The 21831-nt window shown below is 67.6% G+C and carries 21 protein-coding genes, 1 tRNA gene and 1 pseudogene; 14 read left to right on the top strand and 9 right to left on the bottom strand.

The window, feature by feature from the left end; translation table 11 throughout:
* Positions 1-75: 75 nt before the first annotated feature.
* From CXY79_RS05415 to CXY79_RS05405, 3 genes are all read right to left on the bottom strand, one after another.
* Entirely contained in the window at positions 76-366 is a 291-nt protein-coding gene (locus tag CXY79_RS05415; protein ID WP_104100130.1) for a WXG100 family type VII secretion target, read from the bottom strand.
* Positions 367-508: 142 nt separating this feature from the next.
* Positions 509-2224 carry a cell wall metabolism sensor histidine kinase WalK gene (locus CXY79_RS05410; protein WP_104100129.1) on the bottom strand — a complete coding sequence of 572 codons (1716 nt, stop codon included), beginning with the start codon at positions 2222-2224 and terminating at the stop codon, positions 509-511.
* A 30-nt stretch (positions 2225-2254) separates the two neighbouring features.
* The gene (locus tag CXY79_RS05405; protein ID WP_104100128.1) at positions 2255-2947 is read right to left on the bottom strand and encodes a response regulator transcription factor; all 693 of its coding nucleotides are present in this window, start codon (positions 2945-2947) and stop codon (positions 2255-2257) included.
* A gap of 108 nt (positions 2948-3055) precedes the next feature.
* Between CXY79_RS05405 and CXY79_RS05400 the strand changes: the two genes are divergently transcribed.
* Genes CXY79_RS05400 through CXY79_RS05390 form a run of 3 tightly spaced genes read left to right on the top strand, consistent with a single transcriptional unit; the run spans position 3056 to position 5947 of the window.
* Entirely contained in the window at positions 3056-4300 is a 1245-nt protein-coding gene (locus tag CXY79_RS05400) for an NAD(P)/FAD-dependent oxidoreductase (protein WP_104100127.1), read from the top strand.
* Between the two features lie 10 nt (positions 4301-4310).
* Entirely contained in the window at positions 4311-5219 is a 909-nt protein-coding gene (gene folP / locus CXY79_RS05395) for a dihydropteroate synthase (protein ID WP_104100126.1), read from the top strand.
* 2 nt (positions 5220-5221) lie between these two features.
* Positions 5222-5947 (top strand): pyrimidine reductase family protein, encoded by a 726-nt coding sequence (locus tag CXY79_RS05390; protein ID WP_104100125.1) that lies wholly within the window; start codon positions 5222-5224, stop codon positions 5945-5947.
* Between the two features lie 19 nt (positions 5948-5966).
* On the opposite strand, the gene CXY79_RS05385 is transcribed toward CXY79_RS05390, so the two are convergent.
* The 3 genes from CXY79_RS05385 to CXY79_RS05375 are packed head-to-tail and all read right to left on the bottom strand — an operon-like array spanning position 5967 to position 9815.
* Complete coding sequence (locus CXY79_RS05385) at positions 5967-7622, bottom strand: DNA repair helicase XPB (protein ID WP_104100124.1); 1656 nt, start codon at positions 7620-7622, stop codon at positions 5967-5969.
* A 40-nt stretch (positions 7623-7662) separates the two neighbouring features.
* Positions 7663-9537, bottom strand: a complete 1875-nt coding sequence (locus CXY79_RS05380) for a helicase-associated domain-containing protein (RefSeq protein ID WP_104100123.1) — start codon at positions 9535-9537, stop codon at positions 7663-7665.
* A gap of 2 nt (positions 9538-9539) precedes the next feature.
* Positions 9540-9815 (bottom strand): hypothetical protein, encoded by a 276-nt coding sequence (locus CXY79_RS05375; protein WP_134342241.1) that lies wholly within the window; start codon positions 9813-9815, stop codon positions 9540-9542.
* A 93-nt stretch (positions 9816-9908) separates the two neighbouring features.
* Between CXY79_RS05375 and CXY79_RS05370 the strand changes: the two genes are divergently transcribed.
* Both CXY79_RS05370 and CXY79_RS05365 read left to right on the top strand, forming a co-directional pair.
* Positions 9909-10289, top strand: a complete 381-nt coding sequence (locus tag CXY79_RS05370) for a cold-shock protein (protein WP_104100195.1) — start codon at positions 9909-9911, stop codon at positions 10287-10289.
* A complete protein-coding gene (locus tag CXY79_RS05365; RefSeq protein ID WP_233191276.1) occupies positions 10282-10920 on the top strand; it encodes a DUF3027 domain-containing protein in 639 nt (212 codons plus the stop codon). The genes CXY79_RS05370 and CXY79_RS05365 overlap by 8 nt, the downstream gene beginning before the upstream one ends.
* Here the strand turns inward: CXY79_RS05365 and CXY79_RS05360 are convergent.
* Both CXY79_RS05360 and serC read right to left on the bottom strand, forming a co-directional pair.
* Positions 10846-11016 (bottom strand): annotated as a pseudogene (locus CXY79_RS05360) (DUF2530 domain-containing protein); the annotation flags it as partial. The gene CXY79_RS05365 and the pseudogene CXY79_RS05360 sit on opposite strands and share 75 nt — an antisense overlap.
* A gap of 8 nt (positions 11017-11024) precedes the next feature.
* Complete coding sequence (gene serC, locus CXY79_RS05355; RefSeq protein ID WP_104100120.1) at positions 11025-12143, bottom strand: phosphoserine transaminase; 1119 nt, start codon at positions 12141-12143, stop codon at positions 11025-11027.
* A gap of 73 nt (positions 12144-12216) precedes the next feature.
* On the opposite strand from serC, the gene CXY79_RS05350 reads away from it, so the two are divergent.
* From CXY79_RS05350 to CXY79_RS05325, 7 genes are all read left to right on the top strand, one after another.
* Entirely contained in the window at positions 12217-12924 is a 708-nt protein-coding gene (locus CXY79_RS05350) for a metal-dependent transcriptional regulator (RefSeq protein ID WP_104100119.1), read from the top strand.
* Positions 12925-13352: 428 nt separating this feature from the next.
* Positions 13353-14063, top strand: coding sequence for a C40 family peptidase (locus CXY79_RS16160; protein ID WP_233191274.1), 711 nt, complete (start codon positions 13353-13355; stop codon positions 14061-14063).
* A gap of 363 nt (positions 14064-14426) precedes the next feature.
* Positions 14427-14924 carry an HNH endonuclease gene (locus tag CXY79_RS05340; RefSeq protein WP_104100118.1) on the top strand — a complete coding sequence of 166 codons (498 nt, stop codon included), beginning with the start codon at positions 14427-14429 and terminating at the stop codon, positions 14922-14924.
* 107 nt (positions 14925-15031) lie between these two features.
* Positions 15032-16060 (top strand): CHAP domain-containing protein, encoded by a 1029-nt coding sequence (locus CXY79_RS05335; protein ID WP_146068091.1) that lies wholly within the window; start codon positions 15032-15034, stop codon positions 16058-16060.
* A gap of 57 nt (positions 16061-16117) precedes the next feature.
* Positions 16118-16192, top strand: a tRNA-Arg gene (locus CXY79_RS05330).
* Positions 16193-16308: 116 nt separating this feature from the next.
* Complete coding sequence (locus CXY79_RS16405; RefSeq protein WP_233191272.1) at positions 16309-16620, top strand: hypothetical protein; 312 nt, start codon at positions 16309-16311, stop codon at positions 16618-16620.
* Positions 16621-16819: 199 nt separating this feature from the next.
* Positions 16820-17188 (top strand): YihY/virulence factor BrkB family protein, encoded by a 369-nt coding sequence (locus CXY79_RS05325; RefSeq protein WP_369827943.1) that lies wholly within the window; start codon positions 16820-16822, stop codon positions 17186-17188.
* A 138-nt stretch (positions 17189-17326) separates the two neighbouring features.
* On the opposite strand, the gene CXY79_RS05320 is transcribed toward CXY79_RS05325, so the two are convergent.
* Positions 17327-18112: an acetoin reductase gene (locus tag CXY79_RS05320; protein ID WP_104100116.1), complete on the bottom strand. Its 786-nt coding sequence runs from the start codon at positions 18110-18112 to the stop codon at positions 17327-17329.
* 250 nt (positions 18113-18362) lie between these two features.
* Here CXY79_RS05320 and CXY79_RS05315 point away from each other — a divergent pair, with 250 nt between their 5' ends.
* Together CXY79_RS05315 and CXY79_RS05310 are read left to right on the top strand one after the other, a co-directional pair.
* Positions 18363-19217 carry a Cof-type HAD-IIB family hydrolase gene (locus CXY79_RS05315; protein WP_158250230.1) on the top strand — a complete coding sequence of 285 codons (855 nt, stop codon included), beginning with the start codon at positions 18363-18365 and terminating at the stop codon, positions 19215-19217.
* Between the two features lie 114 nt (positions 19218-19331).
* A partial coding sequence (locus tag CXY79_RS05310; protein WP_369827937.1) for an amino acid adenylation domain-containing protein occupies positions 19332-21831 on the top strand: 2500 nt, incomplete at its 3' end.

The raw sequence follows: 21831 nt of genomic DNA, 5'->3' as shown, positions 1-21831 counted from the left end.
CAGGCCTCGCTAAAACAGGCGTCGGCAAAACAGATGTCGTCAAAACAGGCGTCGCCAATGCGCAGGCCGTCGCGGCTAACGCAGGAAGAGGCGCGCGTTGGCCTGCTCGATCTCGGCGTACTGCTGGCCGGCTTGGTTCAGGGCCAGATTCAATCCCTCCGCGCTCTGGGCCACCTGCTGTTGGGTGGCACGCCAGTCCGAGACCGCCGCCTGGAACGCGGTGGCGGCCTGGCCCGTCCACGAGCCCTCCAGCGCGGTCAGCTGGGCGATGAGCCCGGCGACCTCGCCCTGGATGCGCCCGATCGTGGCGCGCGCCACGGAGGTGGTGTGGAGCACTGCTTCGCTGTCGACCTGATAGCGGGTCATGGGGGTCCTTTCGGCAGGGGAAGATACCGATCAGACTACGGAGCCGCCTGCAGCCGTTCCCGTTGGCTGCCGTTGTGCCATGGCAAATCATCCTCCCGGACCGCGGGGGAGGAACCGCGGGGGTTTGACGCCGCGGCACGCGCTACGACGTGATGACGGGGGCGACGCGCTGGGGCGCGCTCGGAGAACAGGCCAGTGGGAACCAGACCCGGAACGTTGCGCCGCCGCCGGGGGTGTCCACGACCTGGACGGTGCCGTTGTGGCTGGCGACGATCGAGGCGACGATCGCCAGGCCGAGCCCGCTGCCGCCGGTCTCCCGTGCACGGGAGGTGTCCGCACGCCAGAAGCGCTGGAAGATCTTCTCCCTGATCTGCGGCGGGATACCCTCACCATGGTCGATGACGGCGATGGAGGCGCGCTGGTTTCGGCGGTCGACTGCGACCTCGAGCTCGACCGGGCTGTCCGTCGGGCTGAAGCGTAGCGCGTTGCCCATCAGGTTCGTGATGATCTGGCGGATCTTGTTCTCCTCGGCCATCACCACGGCCTGCACGGTGCCGGGCTCGGTCACCGGAGTCTGTTCCGGAGCCGGCGGCGTAACATCCGCTTTGCGTGGTTTGCGGGTGCGCAGCCGCGCGAGGGTTGCCCCGGCGAAAGAGACGGATCCGCCCGCCGGTTGGTTCGGCTCGTCGGGCTTCGAACCTGGTGCGGCAGCGGAGGGGACTTCTCCCGTTGAGTGAGCGAGGTCGATGGCGGGGCGTTCGGTGCTGTCCTCGATCTCGGCGGGGATCGGCGTGACGACGGTGATGGTGCGACCGGGGGAGGAGGCCATGGCGTCGAGGGCCGCGTCACGGGCGAGCGGCATCAGGTCGACCGGCGCGAGGGCAAGCGGCTTTGTCTCGTCGAGCCGGGCCAGCTCGAGCAGGTCTTCGACGAGGCCGCCCATGCGGATCGCTTCTTTCTCAATGCGCTCCATGGCCAGTGCGATTTCTTCCGGGGCCTGCAAGGCACCCATTCGGTAGAGCTCGGCGTAGCCGCGCACCGAGACGAGGGGAGTGCGCAACTCGTGGCTGGCGTCGCCGACGAAGCGGCGCATCTGGTCGATGGTGCGGGCGCGGTCCTTGAACAGGCGGTCGATGCGGCTCAGCATGGTGTTGAGCGATCGGTTGAGGCGCCCGACCTCGGTGTTGGGCGTGGCGCCGCCGAGCCGCTGGCTGAAGTCGCCATCGGCGATGGCCGCGGCCGTGCGCTCCACCTCTCGCAGCGGTGCAAAGGTGGTGGTCACCAGCAGCCGGGTGAGCAGGGCGCCCACCAGCACGACCCCGAGCCCGAACCCCAAGAAAATGGTGAGGTAGGTGGCCATGGTGTTCTCGGTCGGCCTCAACGAGACCGCCATGACCAGCGTGCCCAAGGTTCCCTGAGGCGAGATCACGAGCGGCACGGCGACCGCCAAGAACTCGGTGTCGTGTGCCGAGTCCACCAGAGTCATCGTCTTGCCGTCGAGCTCCATCACGGTCTGCAGGTCGAGCGGTGCGGTCAGGATCGGCAGCTCACTGCGGGGGACATCCCGCCAGGTGTGGTCCTCGAGGCTGCCGTGCTCGTCATACAGGGCGACGTAGTAGTCCGAAGAGACCACGGCTGTAGTGCCCTGGCCGAGAGCCGCCGCCGAATAGCTGTTCGAGGCGGACTGGGCGTCGATCTGCAGCTGCGAATCGACCTGCTGGACCACGTATTGGCGAAGCATGGCCATCGTGCCGATGCCGGAGACGAGCAGGCCGAGCGTCAGCATCAGGACCGTGACACCCGTGATTTTGGAACGCAGGGAAATGCGGCTCCACCGCTCCATAAGTGACTGATGCATAGGAAACCAGTGTATGAGCGCAGCCTGTGTCTACGCCTTGGCGGCCTTGAGCATGTAGCCGAAGCCGCGCTTGGTCTGGATGAGGGGTTCGGTCGAGTGCGCGTCCACCTTGCGGCGGAGGTAAGAAATGTAGGACTCGACGATGCCGGCGTCACCGTTGAAGTCGTACTCCCAGACATGGTCCAGGATCTGAGCCTTCGACAGGACCCGATTCGGGTTCAGCATGAGGTAGCGCAGAAGCTTGAACTCGGTCGGACTGAGTTCGATGGGGGCGTCGCCGACCAGGACCTCGTGGGTGTCCTGGTCCATGGTGAGTTCGCCGGCGCGGATGATCGCGTCTTCGTCGGCCTGCATGGTCCGGCGCAGGATGGCCTTGATCCGGGCCACAATCTCGTCGAGACTGAACGGCTTGGTGACGTAGTCGTCGCCGCCGACCGTCAGGCCGGTGATCTTGTCTTCGGTGTCGTCCTTCGCCGTGAGGAAGAGGATCGGGGCCGTGTAGCCGGCGGACCGCAGGCGCTTGGTCACTCCGAAACCGTTCATGTCCGGCAGCATGACGTCAAGGATGATGAGGTCGGGTTCTTCCTCGAGGACGGCGGAGATCGCCTGCGCGCCGTTTCCGACGGCTCGCACGGCGAATCCGGCGAAACGCAGGCTGGTGGTGAGGAGATCCCGGATATTGGGTTCGTCGTCGACAATAAGGATGCGTGGGCCGTCAGTCATGAGTTTATTATCTGCGCGTTAGCTGAAGGTTCACTGAAAATGCCCGGTATGCGCGCTGGCGAGTAGATTGGTGATCAAACCAGACGGCCGCGGCGTGGGGAGACCAGAATGACTGTTCCGACTTTTGCGATTGTGGGGGCCGGCTTGGCCGGGGCCAGAGCGGCCGAGGCCATCCGTTCCGAGGGGTTCGACGGGAGCATCGTGTTGCTGGCCGGGGAGACTGAGTACCCCTACGTGCGGCCGCCCCTCTCCAAGGACTACCTGGCCGGGCGGGCCGCCCGGGACACGATCGACGTGCACCCGGCACCGTGGTACGACGAGCGGGGCATCGACGTGCGGCTGGGTGCCCGGGTGACCGGGCTGGCGCTCGACACTCACGAGCTGACCCTGCGGGAGGGCAAATCCGTGCGCTACGACAGATTGCTCCTCGCGACGGGGGCGTCGTCACGGCGCTTTCCCGGCCCGGGCGCAGACCTGGCCGGGGTGTACCATCTGCGCACGGTCGGCGAGTCGCAGGCGCTCCGAGCCGAGCTGGAGCCGGGAAACCGCCGGGTCGTGATCGTCGGGGCCGGCTGGATCGGTCTCGAAGTCGCCGCGGCCGCCCGCGGTTACGGCAACACCGTCACGGTGCTCGGGCGGGACGGCGTGCCGCTGGCCCCGGTGATCGGCGACGAGGTCGGGTCGGTGTTCGCGGAGCTGCACCGCGTGAACGGGGTGGATCTGCGGATGGAAACTCAGGCCGACCGACTGATCGGGACGCAGGGGAGGGTCACCGGAGTGGGACTCCCCGGCGGCGAGGTCGTTTCGGCCGATGTCGTCGTCATCGGCATCGGCGCGGTGCCGAACACGGACCTGGCCCGGGACGCGGGCCTGGCCGTCGACGACGGCATCGTCGTCGACGCGGCGTTCCGGTCCATCGACCCGGACGTCTACGCGGTGGGTGACGTCGCCACGGTCTTCCACCCCGTGCTGCGGCACCATCTGCGCGTCGAGCACTGGGACAACGCCGAGCGGGCCGGCGCCGCGGCCGGCCGCTCGATGCTTGACCAGGCGGTCAGCTACGACGCGATCCCGTACTTCTACACCGACCAGTTCGACCTCGGGATGGAATACTCGGGGTACGGCGCACTTGCCCGGGATGCGGAGGTCGTGTTTCGCGGTGACCCGGCGAGGCGGGAATTCATTGCGTTCTGGGTGTTGGACGGCAGGGTCGTCGCCGGCATGAACGTCAACGTGTGGGACGTCAACGAGACGGTGCAGCGCTTCATCCGGACGGAGGTGCGGGTCGACACGACCCGGCTTGCGGATGAGAGCATTGAACTGGACGAACTTCTCGCCGGAGCACCCGACTGAAGGACCTGACATGGACAACGCGACCACTCGACCTGGCCCGGCGCTGCCCGACCTGATCCATCCACGGCGACTGATCGGGGAGAGACTGTTCGATTTTTCCCGTGAGGTGGCCGTGATGGCCATCGTCAACCGCACGCCGGATTCCTTCTACGACAAGGGGGCGACCTTCGCTCTTGACGAGGCCGTCACGGCCGCCCGGCGCGCCATCCTGGACGGCGCCGACTGGGTCGACATCGGCGGGGCGAGATTCGCGCCCGGCCCGTCCATTCCGATCGAGGAGGAGATCGACCGGGTCGTCCCGGTGGTCGAGGCCCTGCGCGGCTCGGGCGTCGTCATCTCCGTCGACACCTTTCATCCCGCCGTGGCGCGCGCCAGCCTGGCCGCCGGCGCCCACGTGATCAACGACACCACCGGGGTGCACGACCCGGCCATGGCTGACGTCGTCGCGGACAGCGACGCGACGCTGGTGATCACCCACAGCCTCGCGCCGCCGCGCACACCGTGGCCGGGGCCCACCTACGGCGACGTGGTGCACGAGGTCGCAACCTTCTTGGATGAACGGATCGAGCTGGCCCGGAGTCGCGGCGTCCCGGCATCCCGCATCATCGTCGACCCCGGGCACGACCTGAACAAGAACACCTACCACTCGCTCGAGCTGACCCGGAGGCTCGGCGAGATCACCGCCCTCGGCTACCCCACTCTGGTCGCAGTCTCGAACAAGGACTTCATCGGGGAGACGCTGAACCGTGAGCGGGGCGACCGGATCGCGGGATCGCTCGCCGCCGCCGTCTACAGCATCCTGCAGGGCGCCCGGATCGTGCGGATGCACAACGTCGTCGCCGCGGTCGACGCCGTGCGGATGACCGAGGCGATCCTGGGCTTCCGCGAACCGGCGTACGTGCGCCACAACCTGGTCTGACGATGCTGGATCGTGACGAGCTGATCATCCGTTACCGGGTGCCTGACCGCACTCTGCCGCACCTTCGAGTGAATTTTATCGCCAGCCTCGACGGCGCCGCCACCCGGGAGGGTGTGAGCGGCGGGCTCGGGAACGCCGACGACAGGCTCGTCTTCGATACCCTTCGGATGCTCGCTGACGTGATCGTGGTCGGTGCGGGCACGGTGCGCGCCGAGGGGTACGTCGGCATCCGTCAGGGCCCCGCGGATGCCGCGTGGCGGGTCCGGCACGGACTTCCGGCGCAGCTGCCCGTCGCCATCGTGTCCTCACGGCTGGACCTCGAGCCGAGCCACTCGCTGTTCGCGGACGCCGCCGTGCGGCCGCTGGTCGTGACGCACGCGGCGTCACCGCTGCGGCGACGCGCGGAGCTCGCAGAGGTGGCGGACGTGCTGGTCTGCGGGGAGGACGTCGTGGACCCGCGGCTGATGCGGGCGGAGCTGGCTCGGCGCGGTCTGGCGCAGATACTCTGCGAGGGTGGGCCGAACCTGTTCGGTGCGCTGATCGACGCCGACTGCGTCGACGAGCTGTGCCTCACCGTCAGCCCCGTGCTCGAGGGCGGCCCGGCCGGACGGATCTCCGCCGGTCCCGCCGCCATCACCCGGGAGATGTCCCTGCTGCACGTGCTGACCGCCGGGGACATGCTGTTCCTGCGCTATGCCCGCCGGAAGGCTTCCTCTCCGACCGCCTGACCGGCCGTTTCACCGCCGGTCAGACGGAGACGACCTGCGCGTCCAGATTCTGCGAGTCAAGGATCGTGTAGCTATAGCCCTGCTCGGCGAGGAAGCGCTGGCGGTTCTGGGCGAAGTCCTGGTCGACGGTGTCGCGGGCCACCAGCGTGTAGAAGTTCGCGGACAGACCGGACTCCTTCGGCCGCAGAAGCCGGCCGAGGCGCTGCGCCTCCTCCTGGCGTGAGCCGAAGGAACCCGAAACCTGGATGGCGACGGTGGCCTCCGGCAGGTCGACCGAGAAATTCGCGACCTTTGACACCACGAGCAGGTTCTCCTCGCCGACTCGGAAGGCCTGGTAGAGGCGCTCGCGCTCGTCGACAGGGGTCGCACCGGTGAGCTTGGGGGCATTCAGGGCCTCGGCGAGCTCGTCGATCTGGTCGAGGTACTGTCCGATCACGAGGATGCGTTCTCCGGGGTGCTTGGCTACCAGGCGCTTGACGACGTCGAGCTTCGCGGGTGCGGTCGCGGCCATCCGGTAGCGCTCGTCGTCGGCGGCGGCGGCATAGCTGAGTCGCTCGGACTGGGGCAGGTCGATGCGCACCTCGAAGCAGGAGGCTGGGGAGATGAAGCCCTGGGCCTCGATCTCCTTCCAGGGCGCGTCGAACCGCTTCGGGCCGATCAGGCTGAATACGTCGCCCTCGCGGCCGTCCTCGCGCACCAGGGTGGCGGTGAGGCCGAGGCGGCGGCGGGCCTGCAACTCCGCGGTCAGCTTGAACACGGGGGCCGGCAGCAGGTGCACCTCGTCGTAGATGACGAGGCCCCAGTCCATGGCGTCGAGTAGCTCGAGGTGCGCGTATTCGCCCTTCCGTTTGGCGGTGAGGATCTGGTAGGTCGCGATCGTGACCGGCTTGACCTCCTTGACCTGCCCGGAGTACTCGCCGATCTCGTCGGCGGTGAGGGTCGTGCGCTTCTGCAGTTCGTCGCGCCACTGACGGGCGGAGACCGTGTTGGTGACGAGGATGAGCGTGTTGGTCTTGGCGGTGGCCATGGCCCCGGCGCCGACCAGCGTCTTTCCGGCCCCGCAGGGCAGCACGACCACGCCGGAGCCGCCGTCGAAGAAGCTGGAGACGGCCTTGTTCTGGTAGTCCCGGAGCGCCCAACCGTCTTCCAAAAGACCGATCGGATGCGGCGTTCCCGGCGTGTAGCCGGCGAGGTCCTCGGCCGGCCAGCCCAGTTTCACCAGTTCCTGTTTGAGCTGGCCGCGCGCCCACGGCTCGACCAGGAACGAGTCCGGCGACGGATGCCCGATCAGGAGGGGCGCGATGCGCCGGGCCCCGGCGATCTCGGTGAGCACGGCCTGGTCGTTGCTCTGCAGGATGAGCTGACCCTCGGTGTCACGTTCGATGATGAGCCGGCCATACCGGCCGACCGTCTCGGTGATGTCCACGCTGACGGTCTGCGGGATGGCGAACTTCGAGTACTTTTCGAGCGTGGCCAGCATGTTGGAGGCGTCGTGCCCCGCGGCGCGGGCATTCCACAGCCCCAGCCGGGTGATGCGGTAGGTGTGGATGTGCTCGGGGGCACGCTCCAACTCGGCGAACACGGCCAGGTCGTGGCGCGCATCCTCGGCAAGAGGGTGGGCGACTTCGAGCAAAACCGTACGGTCACTTTGGACGATCAGAGGGCCATCAGACATAGCCGTTAATCCTACGCCCGGTCAGCGTGAAGGCCCGCACCTACGGCGCCGGCGTGATGCTGATAATGCTGGACAGAGGCAGCGTGCGTTCGATGTCGGCGCGACGGTCTCGGGCCCGGAAACGCCCGCCGCCCACACTGGCCGGCTCGAGCAGATAGTCGACCACCACACCGCCGGGCATGGCGATGCTGACGACGACGGTCTGCTTCGCCTTGATTGCCAGGTCGAGCTGGCGGGCGAGCCAGGCATCCGCTGCCTGGCCCTCGCCGCCATCGGCGGCACGTAGCCTCTCGACCAGGGTGACGGCCGGATCCGGGGCGTCCACCGGCACGACCCGAGCGAGCTGGTGGCGGCGCAGGTGCACGATCTCATGGGTGGCGTCCTCCGCGGCGACGGGGTAGCGCGCATCGCTGAGCGCCCAGAAGATCACGTCGGAGGGGAACCGGCTGGTCAGTCGGCTGCCCTCGGCGGGCACAAGGCCGAGGGAGGCGAGCGTCTGGTCCACGGCGATGGTGCTCAGCAGGGCCGCGTCGTCGGACTGGACATAGGCCTGGGCCGGGGACTCCATCGGGTCCGTCGGGCCGACGCGCACGCGCCCGTAGCGGGCGGCGGATTCCCGGATCAGGTAGTCGACGGGCTGTGGGATGCCGGTCAGGGAGACCGTGCGCAGGAAATCGAGCAGTGACTCCGCGCTTTCGCCGGCCGCCAGGGCGCGGTTCACGGAGTTGGCGGTGATGCGGTAGCTCAGGGCGAGTTCCCGGCTCTCCACGTCGGCGAGCCCCCGCAGGCGGCTGTCGATCGAGGGGGCGAGCGGTCCGGGGGACACGATCGACAGGTCGTTCTGCAGGTACACCGCGCCGCCGGTCGCCGGCAGCGCGGCCGCCATGGTGGCGACGGCCGCCTCGAGGTCACCGGCCAGCACCGATGCACCGGCCGGGCTGGTGGTCTGGTGGGCGGTGATGCCGATCAGTTCGGCGTCCTCGGCGAACTCGGTGACCCGGTCGTCCATCCACTGGCCGCCGGCCGGGTAGAGCCAGGCCACGAAGCTGCGCAGCACGTCGCCCCAGGACACGCCGGGCCGGCGGGCGAGTATCCCGCGCACATCCGGCGGCAGGGCCGCATGCCAGGCGTCGGCCAGGGTTGCCCAGCGGCGGGCGGTGCTCTCGAGCAGCCAGGCCTCGCCGGCTTCGGTTTCATTCCAGTAGCCGTCGGAATGGGCGATGAGTTCGGCTCGGGCCGCGGTCGCGACGAAGGAGGGCACGAATTCGAGTTCGACCCCCATCACGGCGGCCAGACGCTTGGTGTCGGGCAGGCCGAGCCCGCCCCGGCTGAGCTCCCTGGCCGGCTCGCGGGCGAGCTCGGTGACCAGTTCGGCGATGGAGGACACCGCGGCGAAGGCACGCTCCGCCGCGAGACGGTCTGTGAAGCGGGTATCGGTGGTGTCGACACTGGCCAGCGCCGCGGGTGCTGGCGTCGAAGCCAGCTCGAGCGCGGTCGGCAGGCCCAGGTCCGGCCAGGTCAGCAGTTGCGCGGCCACCGCCGGGTAGGAACTGAAACGCCCGTCGGTCAGGCGCGCGAGCATGAGGGAGTCCAATTCGGCGGCACGGCCGGCGACCTCGGCCACGTCGACGGGCGAACCTGCCAGTTCGGACAGGCGCTCGGCGAGGTCGAACAGCGACGGCGCGGCAGCCGTGCCGACCTCCGTTCCCTGGCTGAGCTCACCGGCGACGGCGAGAACGGCGAGGGTGGCCCGATCGAGCCGTGCCAGCACCCGTTGGATTGCGGTTGGTTCGAGGAGAGCCTCGGCCAGGTCGAAGAAATCACGGATGCCCGTGGCCGAGACCATGCGGATGTCGATCGTGCGACGCAACGTTGCGTCATCCAGCGCCCGAAGGCGCGAAGCGAGTGTGAGCATTGCTACTCCTTATTCTGTCGTGCCTCACGAGCGCGACGCATGCCGGACATCACCATGAGGACGATGATCAGCACGAATCCGAGAGGCAATCCAAACAGCGGCAAAGCAAGCACCGCCGGCCAGACCCCCTGGCCGAAACCGTTGTCCGCCCCGGCCCCGGCCGCTGTGCCGAGGATGACGGCAAGGAACGCGAGGATGGACAGACCCACCACACCCGCAACCATGTAAGCAAGGATGCGTTCGAGCCGGCTCGCGGCGGGTGGAATTTGATTGGTCACAGACTCAAGGATACGGGGCGGGAACCGGTCCGACCGAATAGGCTGGGGGTGGTTGGCGCGCAATCCGCGCGCCCGGAATCCAGCGAGGTCCAGATGCCCACCGGCAAGGTCAAGTTCTACGACGAGGAGAAAGGTTTCGGCTTCATCTCCTCTGATGACGGCCACGAGGTCTTTCTCCACGCTTCTGCACTGCCCGCCGGAGTCACGGTCAAGGCAGGAACGAAGCTCGAATTCGGCATCGCCGACGGCAAGCGGGGCGCTCAGGCGCTGTCCGTTCGCGTTCTCGAGGCACCGCCGAGCCTGGTCAAACTCAGCCGCAAGCCGGCTGACGACATGGCCGTCATTGTCGAGGACCTGGTGAAACTCCTCGACGGCATCGGAGCGAGCCTGCGTCGCGGCCGCTACCCCGACAAAACCCACAGCCACAAGATCGCGGCCATGCTGCGCAAGGTCGCGGAGGAACTCGATGCCTGAGGCCGCTGCCGACGAGCGCCTGCTGTCCGCGGTCGACCAGGCGCGCACCGCGCTGCTGGAGATCACGCCGGCCGACAGCATCGGCGAACCCCTCGGCCACCTTGTCGAAGGCGAGCATGTGCTTTCGCTGCTGTTCGACTGCAACCTGTCCGGCTACCCGGGCTGGCGTTGGACGGTCACCCTCGCCCGGGTGGACAAGAGCTCCGAGCCGTCGGTTCTGGAAGCCGAGCTCACGCCGGGCAACGACGCCCTGATCGCGCCGGAGTGGGTGCCGTGGTCTGACCGCCTGGCCGACTACCGCACGGCCCAGGAACTGGCTGCGGCCGTGGCCGACGCCGAGGCGTTGGGCGATGATGACGAATCGGACGACGACGACGAATCTGACGACGAGGACGAATCTGACGACGACGATGACGGCGACGACGGCGACGAGTCAGACGACGACGAAGACCGCGGCGAAGATGTGCTTGACGGGATCGACTTCGGTGCGGCCCTAACGGCGCCGGAACCGTACCCAGGCAATCCCGAGCAGGCCGAGGCCGAGGCCGATGAGGGCAGCCCAGAGCCACCAGCCCACCCCGGCGGCGGCGAGGTCGTCCCGGAAGACGAGCGCGAGCGCGAGCGCCACTAGCCAGCCGGCGGAGCCCGCAAGGAAAGCCTTGCGGGAATTCGTTCGAGCCGGCAGCGGGTCTGGCCGACGCTCACTGTCTCTCAGCCAGAGCCGCATGTCGAGGCCTACTTGCCCAGGTTCTGCACCACGAACTCGATCGAGCGGACGAGCTGGCGCACGTCTCCGGGCTCGATCGCGGTGAAGGTGGCAACCCGCAACTGGTTGCGGCCGAGCTTGCGGTAGGGCTCGGTGTCGGAGATCCCGTTGGCGCGCAGGGTCTTGGCGATGGCGGCGGCATCGATCGCGTCGTCGAAGTCGATCGTCGCGACCACCTGTGACCGGTGCTCCGGGTCGGTGACATACGGCGTCGCGAACGGCACGCTCTCGGCCCAGTCGTAGAGAACGGATGACGATTCAAGGGTGCGCGCGGACGCCCACGCCAGGCCGCCGCTTCCGTTGATCCAGTCGAGCTGGTTCTCGATCAAAAGAAGCGTGGCCACGGCCGGAGTGTTCAGAGTCTGGTTGAGGCGCGAGTTGTCGATCGCGTTCTTCAGGCTGAGGAACTCGGGAATGTAGCGCCCGCTCGCGGCGATCTGCTCGACGCGCTCGATCGCGGCGGGGGAGAAGAGCGCCATCCACAGGCCTCCGTCGGAGGCGAGGTTTTTCTGCGGCGCGAAGTAGTAGACATCCGCCTGGTCGGCCTCGTAGTCGATACCGGCCGCCGCGCTGGTGGCGTCGATCACCGTCAGGGCGTTGGGGTCGGCAACCACGCGGGTGACCGGAGCCATGACGCCGGTCGAGGTCTCGTTCTGGGGCCAGGCGTAGACGTCGACACCCTCGGTCACGACGAACTCGCTGCGCGATCCGGCCGGGGCCTTGACCACGTCGGGCGCTTCGAGGAACGGAGCGGCCGCGGCCGCGGCGAACTTGCCGCCGAACTCGCCGAAGACGAGGTTCTGGCTGCGGCGGAGAATAAGGGAGAACGCGGCGGCGTCCCAGAACGCGGTGGACCCGCCGTTGCCGATAATGACTTCATAACCGGCAGGGGCGCGAAGGAGGTCCGCGAGGCCGGTGCGCACGCGACCGACCAAGTTCTTGACGGGTGCCTGGCGATGGGAGGTGCCCATCACACTCGCGCTGAACTCTAAGAGGTGTTCGAGTTGTCCTTTTCGAACTTTCGACGGGCCGCAGCCAAATCGTCCATCATCGGGCAGAAGTTCCGTGGGAATTATCAGGTTCGACATAGGGCGATTCTAACGGCCGCTCTCGCGGCGATAAGGTTGGGCAGTACGTACCGAGCCGAGAGGAACGCTGGGCATGACGGATCTCATCGACACCACCGAAATGTACCTCCGCACGATTCTCGATCTCGAAGAGGAGCACATCGTTCCCCTCCGAGCACGCATCTCGGAACGCCTCGGGCACTCCGGGCCGACCGTGTCGCAGACCGTGGCCCGGATGGAACGGGATGGCCTCGTAGTCGTCTCCGGCGACCGGCACCTCGAGCTCACCGTCGACGGACGCAGCAAGGCCGTGCATGTGATGCGCAAACATCGGCTTGCGGAACGCCTGCTCAGCGACGTAATCGGGCTCGAATGGGAATTCGTCCACGACGAAGCATGCCGCTGGGAGCATGTGATGAGTGAGCGGGTGGAGCGCAAAATTCTGGAGATGCTCGATCACCCGACCGAGTCTCCGTATGGCAACCCCATCCCCGGCCTCGATGAGCTGGGCGATTCGCCGGCCGTCGCGTTCATGGCCGGGGTGACAAGCCTCGTCGACCTGGTCGCCGGATCTGCCGGTCCGGTCACCGCCGTGGTGCGCCGTCTGGGCGAACCCGTTCAGGTCGACCCCGAGCTCCTGGCCCAGCTGAAAAACTTCGGTGTACTCCCCGGGGCCACGGGGGTTTTCTCCGCCGTGGGCTCCTATGTGCTCGTGCAGGTGCATGGGTTCGAGGACGGACTGGAACTGCCCAACGAGGTCGCCGGCCACATCTTCGTCGCCACGCCGGCAGCGGTCGCCTAGCCATTCGGCGGTCACCGCCTGCCCCGTCACCATTGATCACTCGCCCCACAATTTTGTTATCAATATGTTAGAAAAAGTAGCCTGCGGCGTGACAAACGGATGAGCGTCAGTTAGCTTGGAGTCGTCCACAGTCCAGATTCCGGTCGACGGACACGGATCAAGACGCCTTTCTTGCCCGTCTCTTGATTCGTTCCTTACACACGCGACGAGCGCAGTGGACGGGGCAACTACCTAGTGTTGTCGAGGCGTCGGAGGTAATCACTTTGGCCGCATTAGGTAAGAAGGTATTTCGTCGAGCCCCGAACTCGGTAGCCACCACCGGATCCATCACCAGCCCTCCCATCACCAACGACAATGAACACGCGGAGCTCAGCCACTATCGGGCCGCCAGTCCCCGTTCCGGCCGGCGGTCACGCCGCCGAGGCGCCGTGGCGAACATCGTGTTCATGACTCTCGCCGGCGGCCTCGTCGCGACCATGGCCATCCCGGCCTATGCGTTCGCGCCGACCGAAAAGGAGTACGCGTCAACGGCCTCGGCCGAGTTGACCGAATCGGGTGCGCAGTCCGTGGCGGTCGCCGCCGCGGCCGATACCGTGAGCGTCGCGCGCGACGGGTTCACCGCCACCACCCCCGAGGAACTGGCGGCGGCAGCGGCCGCAGCAGCGGCGGCCGTTGCCGCGTCCGAGGCAGCGGCAGCCGAGGGGCGCCGACAGGAAGCCGCGGCCGCGATGACCTCCTATGCCGCGTCGTATTCCGGTCCGTCGTCGGCCGACTACCTGGCTGCCCCGGCATACCCGAATTTCGACCTGGCATCCGTCTACAGTGTCGCGGCCGGCTACCAGGGTGTCCCCTATGTCTACGGCGGGGCCACCCCGGCCGGCTTCGATTGTTCCGGTTTCATCATGTACGTCTACGCGCAGTTCGGCATCTCGCTGCCGCATTCCTCGACCGGGCAGGGCGCGGCGGGCACCCGAATCCCCGAATCTGAGGCTCAGCCGGGTGACCTCGTCATCATGGACGGCCACGACGGGTTCTATGCAGGCAACGGCAACATCCTGCATGCGCCGTATGAGGGGGCGGCCGTGCGCGTGCAGCCGATCTGGACCAGCTCGTACTACATCGTGCGGCTCGGCATCTGAGCCTGCCGGAAGATCCGAGCCGGCCGGCTGCCAGATGAATGTTTCGTAACACCTAGCACATTCGGCGTCCCGCACTTCGCGGTGGCGCCGAATGTGGGTTAACCTGATGCTCTGATGTTTTGCGAGTTTTCGGGAGAGCCCATGCGCGAGCGGCGCACGATCCACACCATGGATGTGCGCTGCCGCTCCGCGTTGCGGCAGAGCAGTCGAGCAAACTTGAGTTGCGCGTGTCAGGGACACCGTGTGGCCGGTAGGGCGTTGTCATGGTGACGGCGCCCTTTTTGTTTGCCTGTTCGCTCCTTCTCACTGACTGTCGTAGTTCGAATGGCTGGAAGCCGTCCAGCCCTTTTCGAAAGGGAACGCATGCGCACACTGGTCCTCAATGCGGGGTATGAGCCCCTTGCCGTGGTGTCCTTCAAACGAGCACTCGTGCTGGTCATGAATCACAAGGCAACGATCGTGCAGGCCGACCAGGGGCATCCGATCTGTGCCGCCTCCGGTTCCTGGGAGCGACCGAGCGTCATCTTGCTCACGCGTTACGTGCGCATCCCTCGGTCCAGGGCCGTGCCGGTCAGCCGTCGCGGCGTGTTGCGCCGGGACGAGCATCGCTGCGGGTACTGCGGCAAGACCGCCAGCACGATCGACCACGTAATGCCTCGGTCGCGCGGAGGTCGGGACACCTGGGACAACCTCGTGGCCTGCTGCCTGCGCTGCAACAACCTAAAAAGCGACCGGACGCCGGCCGAGATGGGCTGGAAACTCTTGTTCCACCCGGGATTGCCGGTCGGCACGACCTGGGTGGTGCGCGGCGCTGAGCGGCCGTTACCGCAGTGGGATGAATTCCTTGCTCCTGCCGCCTGACCCGCGAATGTAACAGGGATGTAACGCGCCAAGGTGACTTCCCGATCGCCGTCGCCTATGGTTGAGGAGCACCGAACCTCGATCTCGGTGCGTTAGAGGATCTTCTTTTGCCCCAACCCGGCGTACCCGGCACTTCTGGTTCGCCAGAGACCCCGATTTTTCCGCTCTCGCGCCGCGAACTGCGTGCGCAGCGTGAGGCGGCAGAGACCCGAGCCGACGCCACCGTGAACACTCCGGTGCGCATGGACGTGCCGGTGGCTGTGCGCATTCCCGATGCGGTTGCGGTGGCGGAAACCAAGGCTCTGGACCTCGAAAAGGCATCGATCGCGGCGCGGAGCAACCGGCTCAATCCGGTCGCTTCCCCGCGGGTCGCACCGGCCGTCAGCCGCCCGGTGCCCCGGTCGCGCCGCCGGCGGCCCATGAAAATCGCCGTGACCCTGCTGGCCATTCCGGGACTGTTCCTCACCGCCGGCCTTCCTGCCTATGCGTTCGCGCCCGGTGCGAGCGACACCGCCTCGACGACTCCGCGGGTTGCCGACACGCAGGGCGTCACGGTGGACAGTGGCGCCGCAGCCATCACCGTCGCTCGCGACGGTTTCACGGCGACCACGAGCGAGGAACTCGCCCAGCGGGATGCCGAGGCCAAGCGTGCACTGGCCGCCCAGCAGACCGCCGAGGCAGCCCGATCGGCTGCCACCGACTTCGCTGTATACAGCGTGCGTGCCAAGGGCGACGACTACCCGTGGTTCGACCGGGCCACCGACACCCAGGGCGGCGGGCTGTCTCCGCTTGGCTACTATTACCGCGAATGCGTGGACTTCGTGGCATATCGGCTCAACCGCGACGCCGGGTCGACCGGCTCCCCGTGGACCTGGACCTGGAGCAAGCTCACCCCCAGCGGCGGCAACGCGAGCAACTGGGCCAGCGCCTGGGCTGACCAGGGCTGGGCCACCGGCGACACTCCCGTCGTCGGCGCGGTCGCCTGGTTCAACTACAACCACGTGGCCTACGTGCAGTCGGTCAACAGCGACGGCTCGGTCATTCTCGAGGAATACAACTGGAACGGCAGTCACGCGTACAACACGCGCACCGTGTCGGCCAGTGAGGTTCCGCTCTTCCTGTACCCGCCGACGTAAGCGCGTCGCAGCGGTGCGCTGCGGCGCCGGCAGACAACCACTAAACTTCAGTAGCCAGCCTCTGTAGCTCAACGGAAGAGCAGTTCCGTCCTAAGGAAACGGTTGGGGGTTCGAATCCCTCCAGGGGCACCACTAATCATCGGTCGATGCCGACCGACCAGCACATCGCCCTTGTGTCGACGTGTCCACGGAGCGGTCGACTTCCTCCTTTAAAGTCGGGGAATTTCCCGTTTCGTCACGGAAATAGTGTGTTTGACCTGATGTGCAGATTTGGTTTGAATTCCTTCCCGGAGTCAATGAAACTAATCGAACTGACTCCGCGGCGGCGCAACGGATGCGCGCACGAATCGATCGCTGGCGAAGCCGAGGAGAGCACCCATGGCAAAAATAGCGTGCGCGAAAAAAGCGAGCGAGCACCGGCGCCCGACGATTCCCGCAAACCCGACTCGCTGAGCGAGATCGCCAAGCCGTCCTGGCGGTATGTGCTGCGTCAGCAGCCCCGTCCCGTCCTGGTGACGCTTGATCGGGACGTAGACCCGGCCTCGCGATATCCCCAGTGAAAGCGCTGCAGCGTCGACCGCAGCCCTGCCCACAGTTCCCCGCTCGGGCAGTTCAGCTCGTCGCCGGCGGTCGGCGTCGCCCTCGTCGTCGGGATCCTGTTGGCGCTGTGGTCGGCATCCGGGTGCGTCGGCGCGTTCAGCCGGGATCGCAATCCTGTACTAGGCAACCCCCAACGCCCAGCAGCCCAAGTTCCGATGGATCAGCCTGGGTGCGTTACTCGCATTCCTCACTCTGGTGATCTCCTCATTCCTGTTCGGCCTCTACGTCACCATTTTCTCCAACTACGACCGCACGTATGATTCCCTGACCGGCATCGTGGTGTTCCTGCTCTGGCTGTGGATAGCCAACCTCGCCCTGCTCTTCGGTGCCGAATTCGACGCCGAGCTGGAACAAGGCCGTGAGCTGCAGGCGGGCATCGCCGCAGAAGAAGAACTTCAGCTGCCGCCGCGGGACACCCGCAAGAGCGACAAGGCCGCTGACAAGGTACAAGAGGGCATCGCGATCGGCCGACGGTTGCGGCTGAACAGACGAACGAGTGACGACAGCGAGTCGAAGAAGAAGAAATAGGGCGACGGCCGGGAACCGGTTGGGGATTCGAATCCTTCCAGGGACACCCAGCCTCCGCGCACGGATGGCGAGGTCCGGATTGCTCCCAACCTCGCCTCCGGGTGTCACTGAGCGTCGTTCCCCGGGGCGCTCCAGGCCCTAGTTGTAGAGCATCCCGCCGTCGACGAGCAGGACCTGGCCGGTGACGTAGTCGGAGTCGGGGCCGGCGAAGAACGACACGATCTTGGCGACGTCCTCCGGGGTCTCGATGCGGCCGAGCGCGATGCCGTCGACGTTTTCCTTGAGGTTCTGGCCGAGCGGCTTGCCGTTGATGGCGCTGAGCTTCTCGTCGATCAGGTCCCACATGCCGGTGCCGACGATGCCGGGGGCGTAGGCGTTGACCGTGATGCCCCGAGGTGCGAGCTCCTGGGCGGCAGCCTGAGTGATGCCGCGGACGGCGAACTTCGAGGCCGAGTAGGCGCCGAGGATGGGGAAGCCCTGGATGGCGGCGATGGAGGCGGCGTTGATGATCTTGCCGGCGTGGCCGAGTTCGTCGAGCTTCGCGACCGCGGCCTGGATCCCCCAGACGACGCTGTTCACGTTGATGCGGAAGATCTTCTCCAGATCGTCCGCCGTGACCTCGAGCATGGGCGTGACCTGGGCGATGCCGGCGTTGTTGACGATCACGTCGAATCCGCCGAGCTTCTCGGCCGCGGTGTCGACGGCGGCGAACACATCATCGCGGTTGGAGACGTCGGCGGTGACGAAGACGGCCCTGCGCCCGAAAGCCTCGATTTCGGCGACGACACCGGCCCCCTTTTCTGCCTGGAAGTCGAGGTCGGCGACGGCGATGTCGAAGCCGTCCTGGGCGAGGCGGAGTGCGATGCCGCGTCCGATTCCCTGCCCGGCTCCGGTGACGAGTGCGACTTTGTTCGAAACGGTCATGGTATTTCTCATTTCTGGTTCGGGCATGCTGAGCGCCGTTTGGCGTCGTTGGCCCGCAGCCCTGACGGTGTCGGTCAGACGATCATCCGGACCCCTTCAGGCTAGGCGACAGTTCTGTCGACCGGTTCGCCGATGTTATCCGGTCACGCGGTACACGCCTCAGCAGCTAGCGTCGATGTATACGATCACCACACTCCGGTCGTCTCCGATGATGCACACGTCCCGGAGACCACCTCGTCTGGAGTGCCTCATGATTTCCCCCCGCATCGCGTTCGTCGACGCCGACGGCACGCTCATGGAGACCGGCTCGATGATCGCGGAGTCGGCGATCGACGCGGTGCGCGCCGCCCGGCACAACGGGCACCTGGTGTACCTCAGCACCGGACGGGCGTCCGTGGAGATCTACCCCGCGATCCGCGACATCGGATTCGACGGTTTCATCAGCTCCGGCGGCGGGTTCGCGGAGATCGGCGATGAGCTCGTGATCGAACGCACGATGCCCGAAGCGGCCGTGGCCCGCATGATCAGCTTCTATGAGGAGTCAGGGTACGACTTCTACCTGCAGTCCTTTGACGAGCTGTTTCCGAGCCCCGGCGTGCATGACCGCTTCGCGGACTACTACGCGTCCGGCGAAAAGCGGAAGGCGGGAGCCGGGTATGCGACGGCATCCGTCACCGGTGCCGTCGACCCGGCGCTGAAGGCCTTCGCCGATGTGCGCCCCTTCAGCCTCACGGGCATCGCGAAGTCGGTGTTCCTCGCCGGCGACCTCCGGGCGTACGACCGGGTGTCGGACGCGCTCAGCGGAGACTTCCATGTCATCACCGGAACCATCCCGCACATGGGGCGCGGCAGCGGCGAGGTGACGCTGAATGGTGTGAACAAGGGCTCCACGATCCTGCGGCTCCTCGACCGGCTCGGCCTCGACGCGGCATCCGCCCTCGGCATCGGTGACAGCAGCAACGACATCGAGATGCTGCAGGTCTGCGGGGTCGGCATCGCCATGGGCAACGCCTCGGATGCCGTCAAGGCCTACGCCGACGAGGTCACCACCACCGTGCAGGGCGACGGCGTCTGGAACGCCTTCCGCCGCCATGGTCTGATCTGACGCGTCGCGGCACCCGTCGCCGGTGTCATCGTAACCGGACACCTCCCTGTTACCTGCGGGTTCTAAACTGGTGGCGCGCGGTGGCTGGCACCGTGACCTGGACGAGGAGCCTGCGTGACCCTGACCCCGATTGAGCCCGGCCAGGACGTGCTCGAGGCCGGACACCGCGCGGCGCCGGCCCGCACCCTGGTCGACATCCTGCTCGCGACCGCCGGTCGGCATCCGGGCGCGCTCGCCCTCGAAGACGTCGACGGGGCGATCAACTACCGGGATCTGGTGCGCCTGGTCACCGAGCAGGCGGAGCAGCTCAGTCGCCGCGGGGTGCGCCGCGGCGACACCGTCGGCATCCGGATCCCGTCGGGAACCCGGGAACTGTATCTCTCCATTCTGGCGACCCTCCTGGTCGGCGCCTCCTACGTGCCCGTCGACGCCGACGACCCCGAGGAACGCGCCCGGCTCGTCTTCGGCGAGGCCCGGGTCGTGGGCGTGATCGGGGCGGGCGGCGTGTTCGAGGTGCGCACCGGCATCGACGCGGAGATGTTCGCCGAACGGATGCTGGCGCCCGGGGACGACCTGGCCCTCGCCGGCACGATCGGCGCCATGCCGGCCCCCGACGACGATGCCTGGGTGATCTTCACCTCGGGCTCCACCGGGGTACCCAAGGGGGTGGCGGTGGCCCACCGCTCCGCCGCCGCGTTCGTCGACGCGGAGGCCGACCTGTTCCTCCGGTCGGACCCGATCGGTCCCGCGGACCGGGTGCTGGCCGGCCTTTCTGTGGCCTTCGACGCCTCCTGCGAGGAGATGTGGCTGGCCTGGCGGAACGGTGCCTGCCTCGTCTCGGCGCCCCGCTCCCTGGTGCGCTCGGGGGTCGACCTGGGCCCGTGGTTGATCAAGCACGGCATCACCGTGGTGTCGACGGTGCCCACCCTCGCGGCCCTGTGGCCGGAGGAATCGCTGGAGCGGGTGCGGCTGCTGATCTTCGGCGGCGAAGCCTGCCCACCCGAGCTCGCCTCGCGCCTCGCCGTGCGCGGCCGGGAGGTCTGGAACACGTATGGCCCGACCGAGGCCACCGTCGTCGCCTGCGCCGCCCTGCTCGACGGCCGCGGGCCGGTGCGGATCGGGCTTCCTCTGGCCGGCTGGAACCTTGCCGTGGTGGACGCCGCCGGTGCCCGGGTGGCCCACGGCGAGACCGGGGAACTCATTATCGGTGGGGTCGGGCTGGCCCGCTACCTCGACGCCGGCAAGGACACCGAGAAGTACGCCCCGCATACCGAGCTGGGCTGGCACCGCGCCTACCGCAGCGGCGACCTGGTGCGCTACGAGCGCGAGGGTCTCGTGTTCGTCGGCCGGGCCGATGACCAGGTCAAGCTCGGCGGCCGGCGTATCGAACTCGGCGAGATCGAGGCGGCCCTGCGCGCGCTCCCGGGGGTGGCCGGAGCGGCCGCGGTCGTGCAGAGAACCCCGGCCGGCAACCAGATCCTGGTCGGCTACCTGGCCCAGGTGGAGGGGGCCCTCTTCGACCGGGCGGCCGCCAACATTCGTCTGCGCGAAGAATTGCCGGCCGCGCTCGTGCCGCTGGTGCACGTCGTCGACGAGCTGCCCACGCGTACCTCCGGCAAGGTGGACCGCGGTGCCCTGCCCTGGCCCCTTCCCGCCACCGGGGGTGAGCAGGCGGAGGCCTTCTCGCCGACGGCGGCGTGGCTTGCCGTCGGCTGGGCCGCCATCCTCGGGGTGTCGGCCGACGGCCCCGACGCGGACTTCTTCGCCCACGGCGGCGGGTCGCTCTCCGCGGCCCAGTTCGTGTCGACCGTCCGCGAGCGGTTCCCCGACACCCGAGTCTCCGACATCTACGACTACCCCCGGATCGGTTCCCTCGCCGACGAGCTCGACGGACGCGCACCCGCGGCGGCGAGTATCGTGCGGGAGGTTCAGCCGGTGCCCCGGCGCAGCCGCCTCGCCATCACCCTGCTGGGCGTGCCGCTGCACGTGCTGGTCGGCGCGCGCTGGCTGGTCTACCTCTCGGCGGCGAACAACCTGCTCGCGGGCTGGTCAGGCGCCTCCTTCGCGCCCACCATCTCCTGGTGGTGGGTGGCGCTCGGGTTCGTGCTCTTCGTCACCCCGCCCGGCAAAATGGCCATCTCCGTCGTCGCCGCCCGGCTGCTGCTGCGCGGCGTGGAGCCCGGCAACTATCCGCGCGGCGGATCGGTGCACCTGCGCCTCTGGCTCGCCGAACAGGTGGCACTGCTCTCGGATGCCGTGAGCCTGGCCGGTGCCCCCTGGATCAGCTACTACGCCAGGGCTCTCGGCGCCCGCATCGGCACCGACGTCGACCTGCACTCCCTGCCGCCGGTAACCGGAATGCTGGACATCGGTGCCGGGGCAGCCATCGAACCCGAGACCGACCTGTCCGGCTACTGGATCGACGGCGACGTGCTGCGCATCGGGCCGGTGCGGATCGGCGCCGGCGCCACGGTCGGCTCCCGCAGCGCACTGCTCGGCGGCGCCGACATCGGGCGGGGCGCCGTAATCGAGCCGGGCTCGGCCGTCTCCGGACCGGTGCCGCCGGGTGAACGCTGGGCCGGGTCCCCGGCCGCCCGCATGGGCGCCGCCCGCG

Source organism: Cryobacterium sp. M96, assembly GCF_002929845.1.
In the GTDB taxonomy this organism is placed as follows: Bacteria; Actinomycetota; Actinomycetes; order Actinomycetales; family Microbacteriaceae; genus Cryobacterium; species Cryobacterium sandaracinum.
The sequence above is the reverse complement of the archived record's forward strand: the minus strand, read 5'-3'. Positions and strand labels throughout refer to the sequence as shown.

Coding starts and splice junctions, on each gene's coding strand:
- CXY79_RS05320 (WP_104100116.1), bottom strand. CDS start 18,112: ATGACCGTTTCGAACAAAGTCGCACTCGTCACCGGAGCCGGGCAGGGA.
- CXY79_RS05365 (WP_233191276.1), top strand. CDS start 10,282: ATGCCTGAGGCCGCTGCCGACGAGCGCCTGCTGTCCGCGGTCGACCAG.
- CXY79_RS05410 (WP_104100129.1), bottom strand. CDS start 2,224: ATGCATCAGTCACTTATGGAGCGGTGGAGCCGCATTTCCCTGCGTTCC.
- CXY79_RS05385 (WP_104100124.1), bottom strand. CDS start 7,622: ATGTCTGATGGCCCTCTGATCGTCCAAAGTGACCGTACGGTTTTGCTC.
- CXY79_RS05340 (WP_104100118.1), top strand. CDS start 14,427: ATGCGCACACTGGTCCTCAATGCGGGGTATGAGCCCCTTGCCGTGGTG.
- CXY79_RS05405 (WP_104100128.1), bottom strand. CDS start 2,947: ATGACTGACGGCCCACGCATCCTTATTGTCGACGACGAACCCAATATC.
- CXY79_RS05415 (WP_104100130.1), bottom strand. CDS start 366: ATGACCCGCTATCAGGTCGACAGCGAAGCAGTGCTCCACACCACCTCC.
- CXY79_RS05350 (WP_104100119.1), top strand. CDS start 12,217: ATGACGGATCTCATCGACACCACCGAAATGTACCTCCGCACGATTCTC.
- folP (WP_104100126.1), top strand. CDS start 4,311: ATGGACAACGCGACCACTCGACCTGGCCCGGCGCTGCCCGACCTGATC.
- CXY79_RS05400 (WP_104100127.1), top strand. CDS start 3,056: ATGACTGTTCCGACTTTTGCGATTGTGGGGGCCGGCTTGGCCGGGGCC.
- CXY79_RS05370 (WP_104100195.1), top strand. CDS start 9,909: ATGCCCACCGGCAAGGTCAAGTTCTACGACGAGGAGAAAGGTTTCGGC.
- CXY79_RS05315 (WP_158250230.1), top strand. CDS start 18,363: ATGATTTCCCCCCGCATCGCGTTCGTCGACGCCGACGGCACGCTCATG.
- CXY79_RS05380 (WP_104100123.1), bottom strand. CDS start 9,537: ATGCTCACACTCGCTTCGCGCCTTCGGGCGCTGGATGACGCAACGTTG.
- serC (WP_104100120.1), bottom strand. CDS start 12,143: ATGTCGAACCTGATAATTCCCACGGAACTTCTGCCCGATGATGGACGA.
- CXY79_RS05390 (WP_104100125.1), top strand. CDS start 5,222: ATGCTGGATCGTGACGAGCTGATCATCCGTTACCGGGTGCCTGACCGC.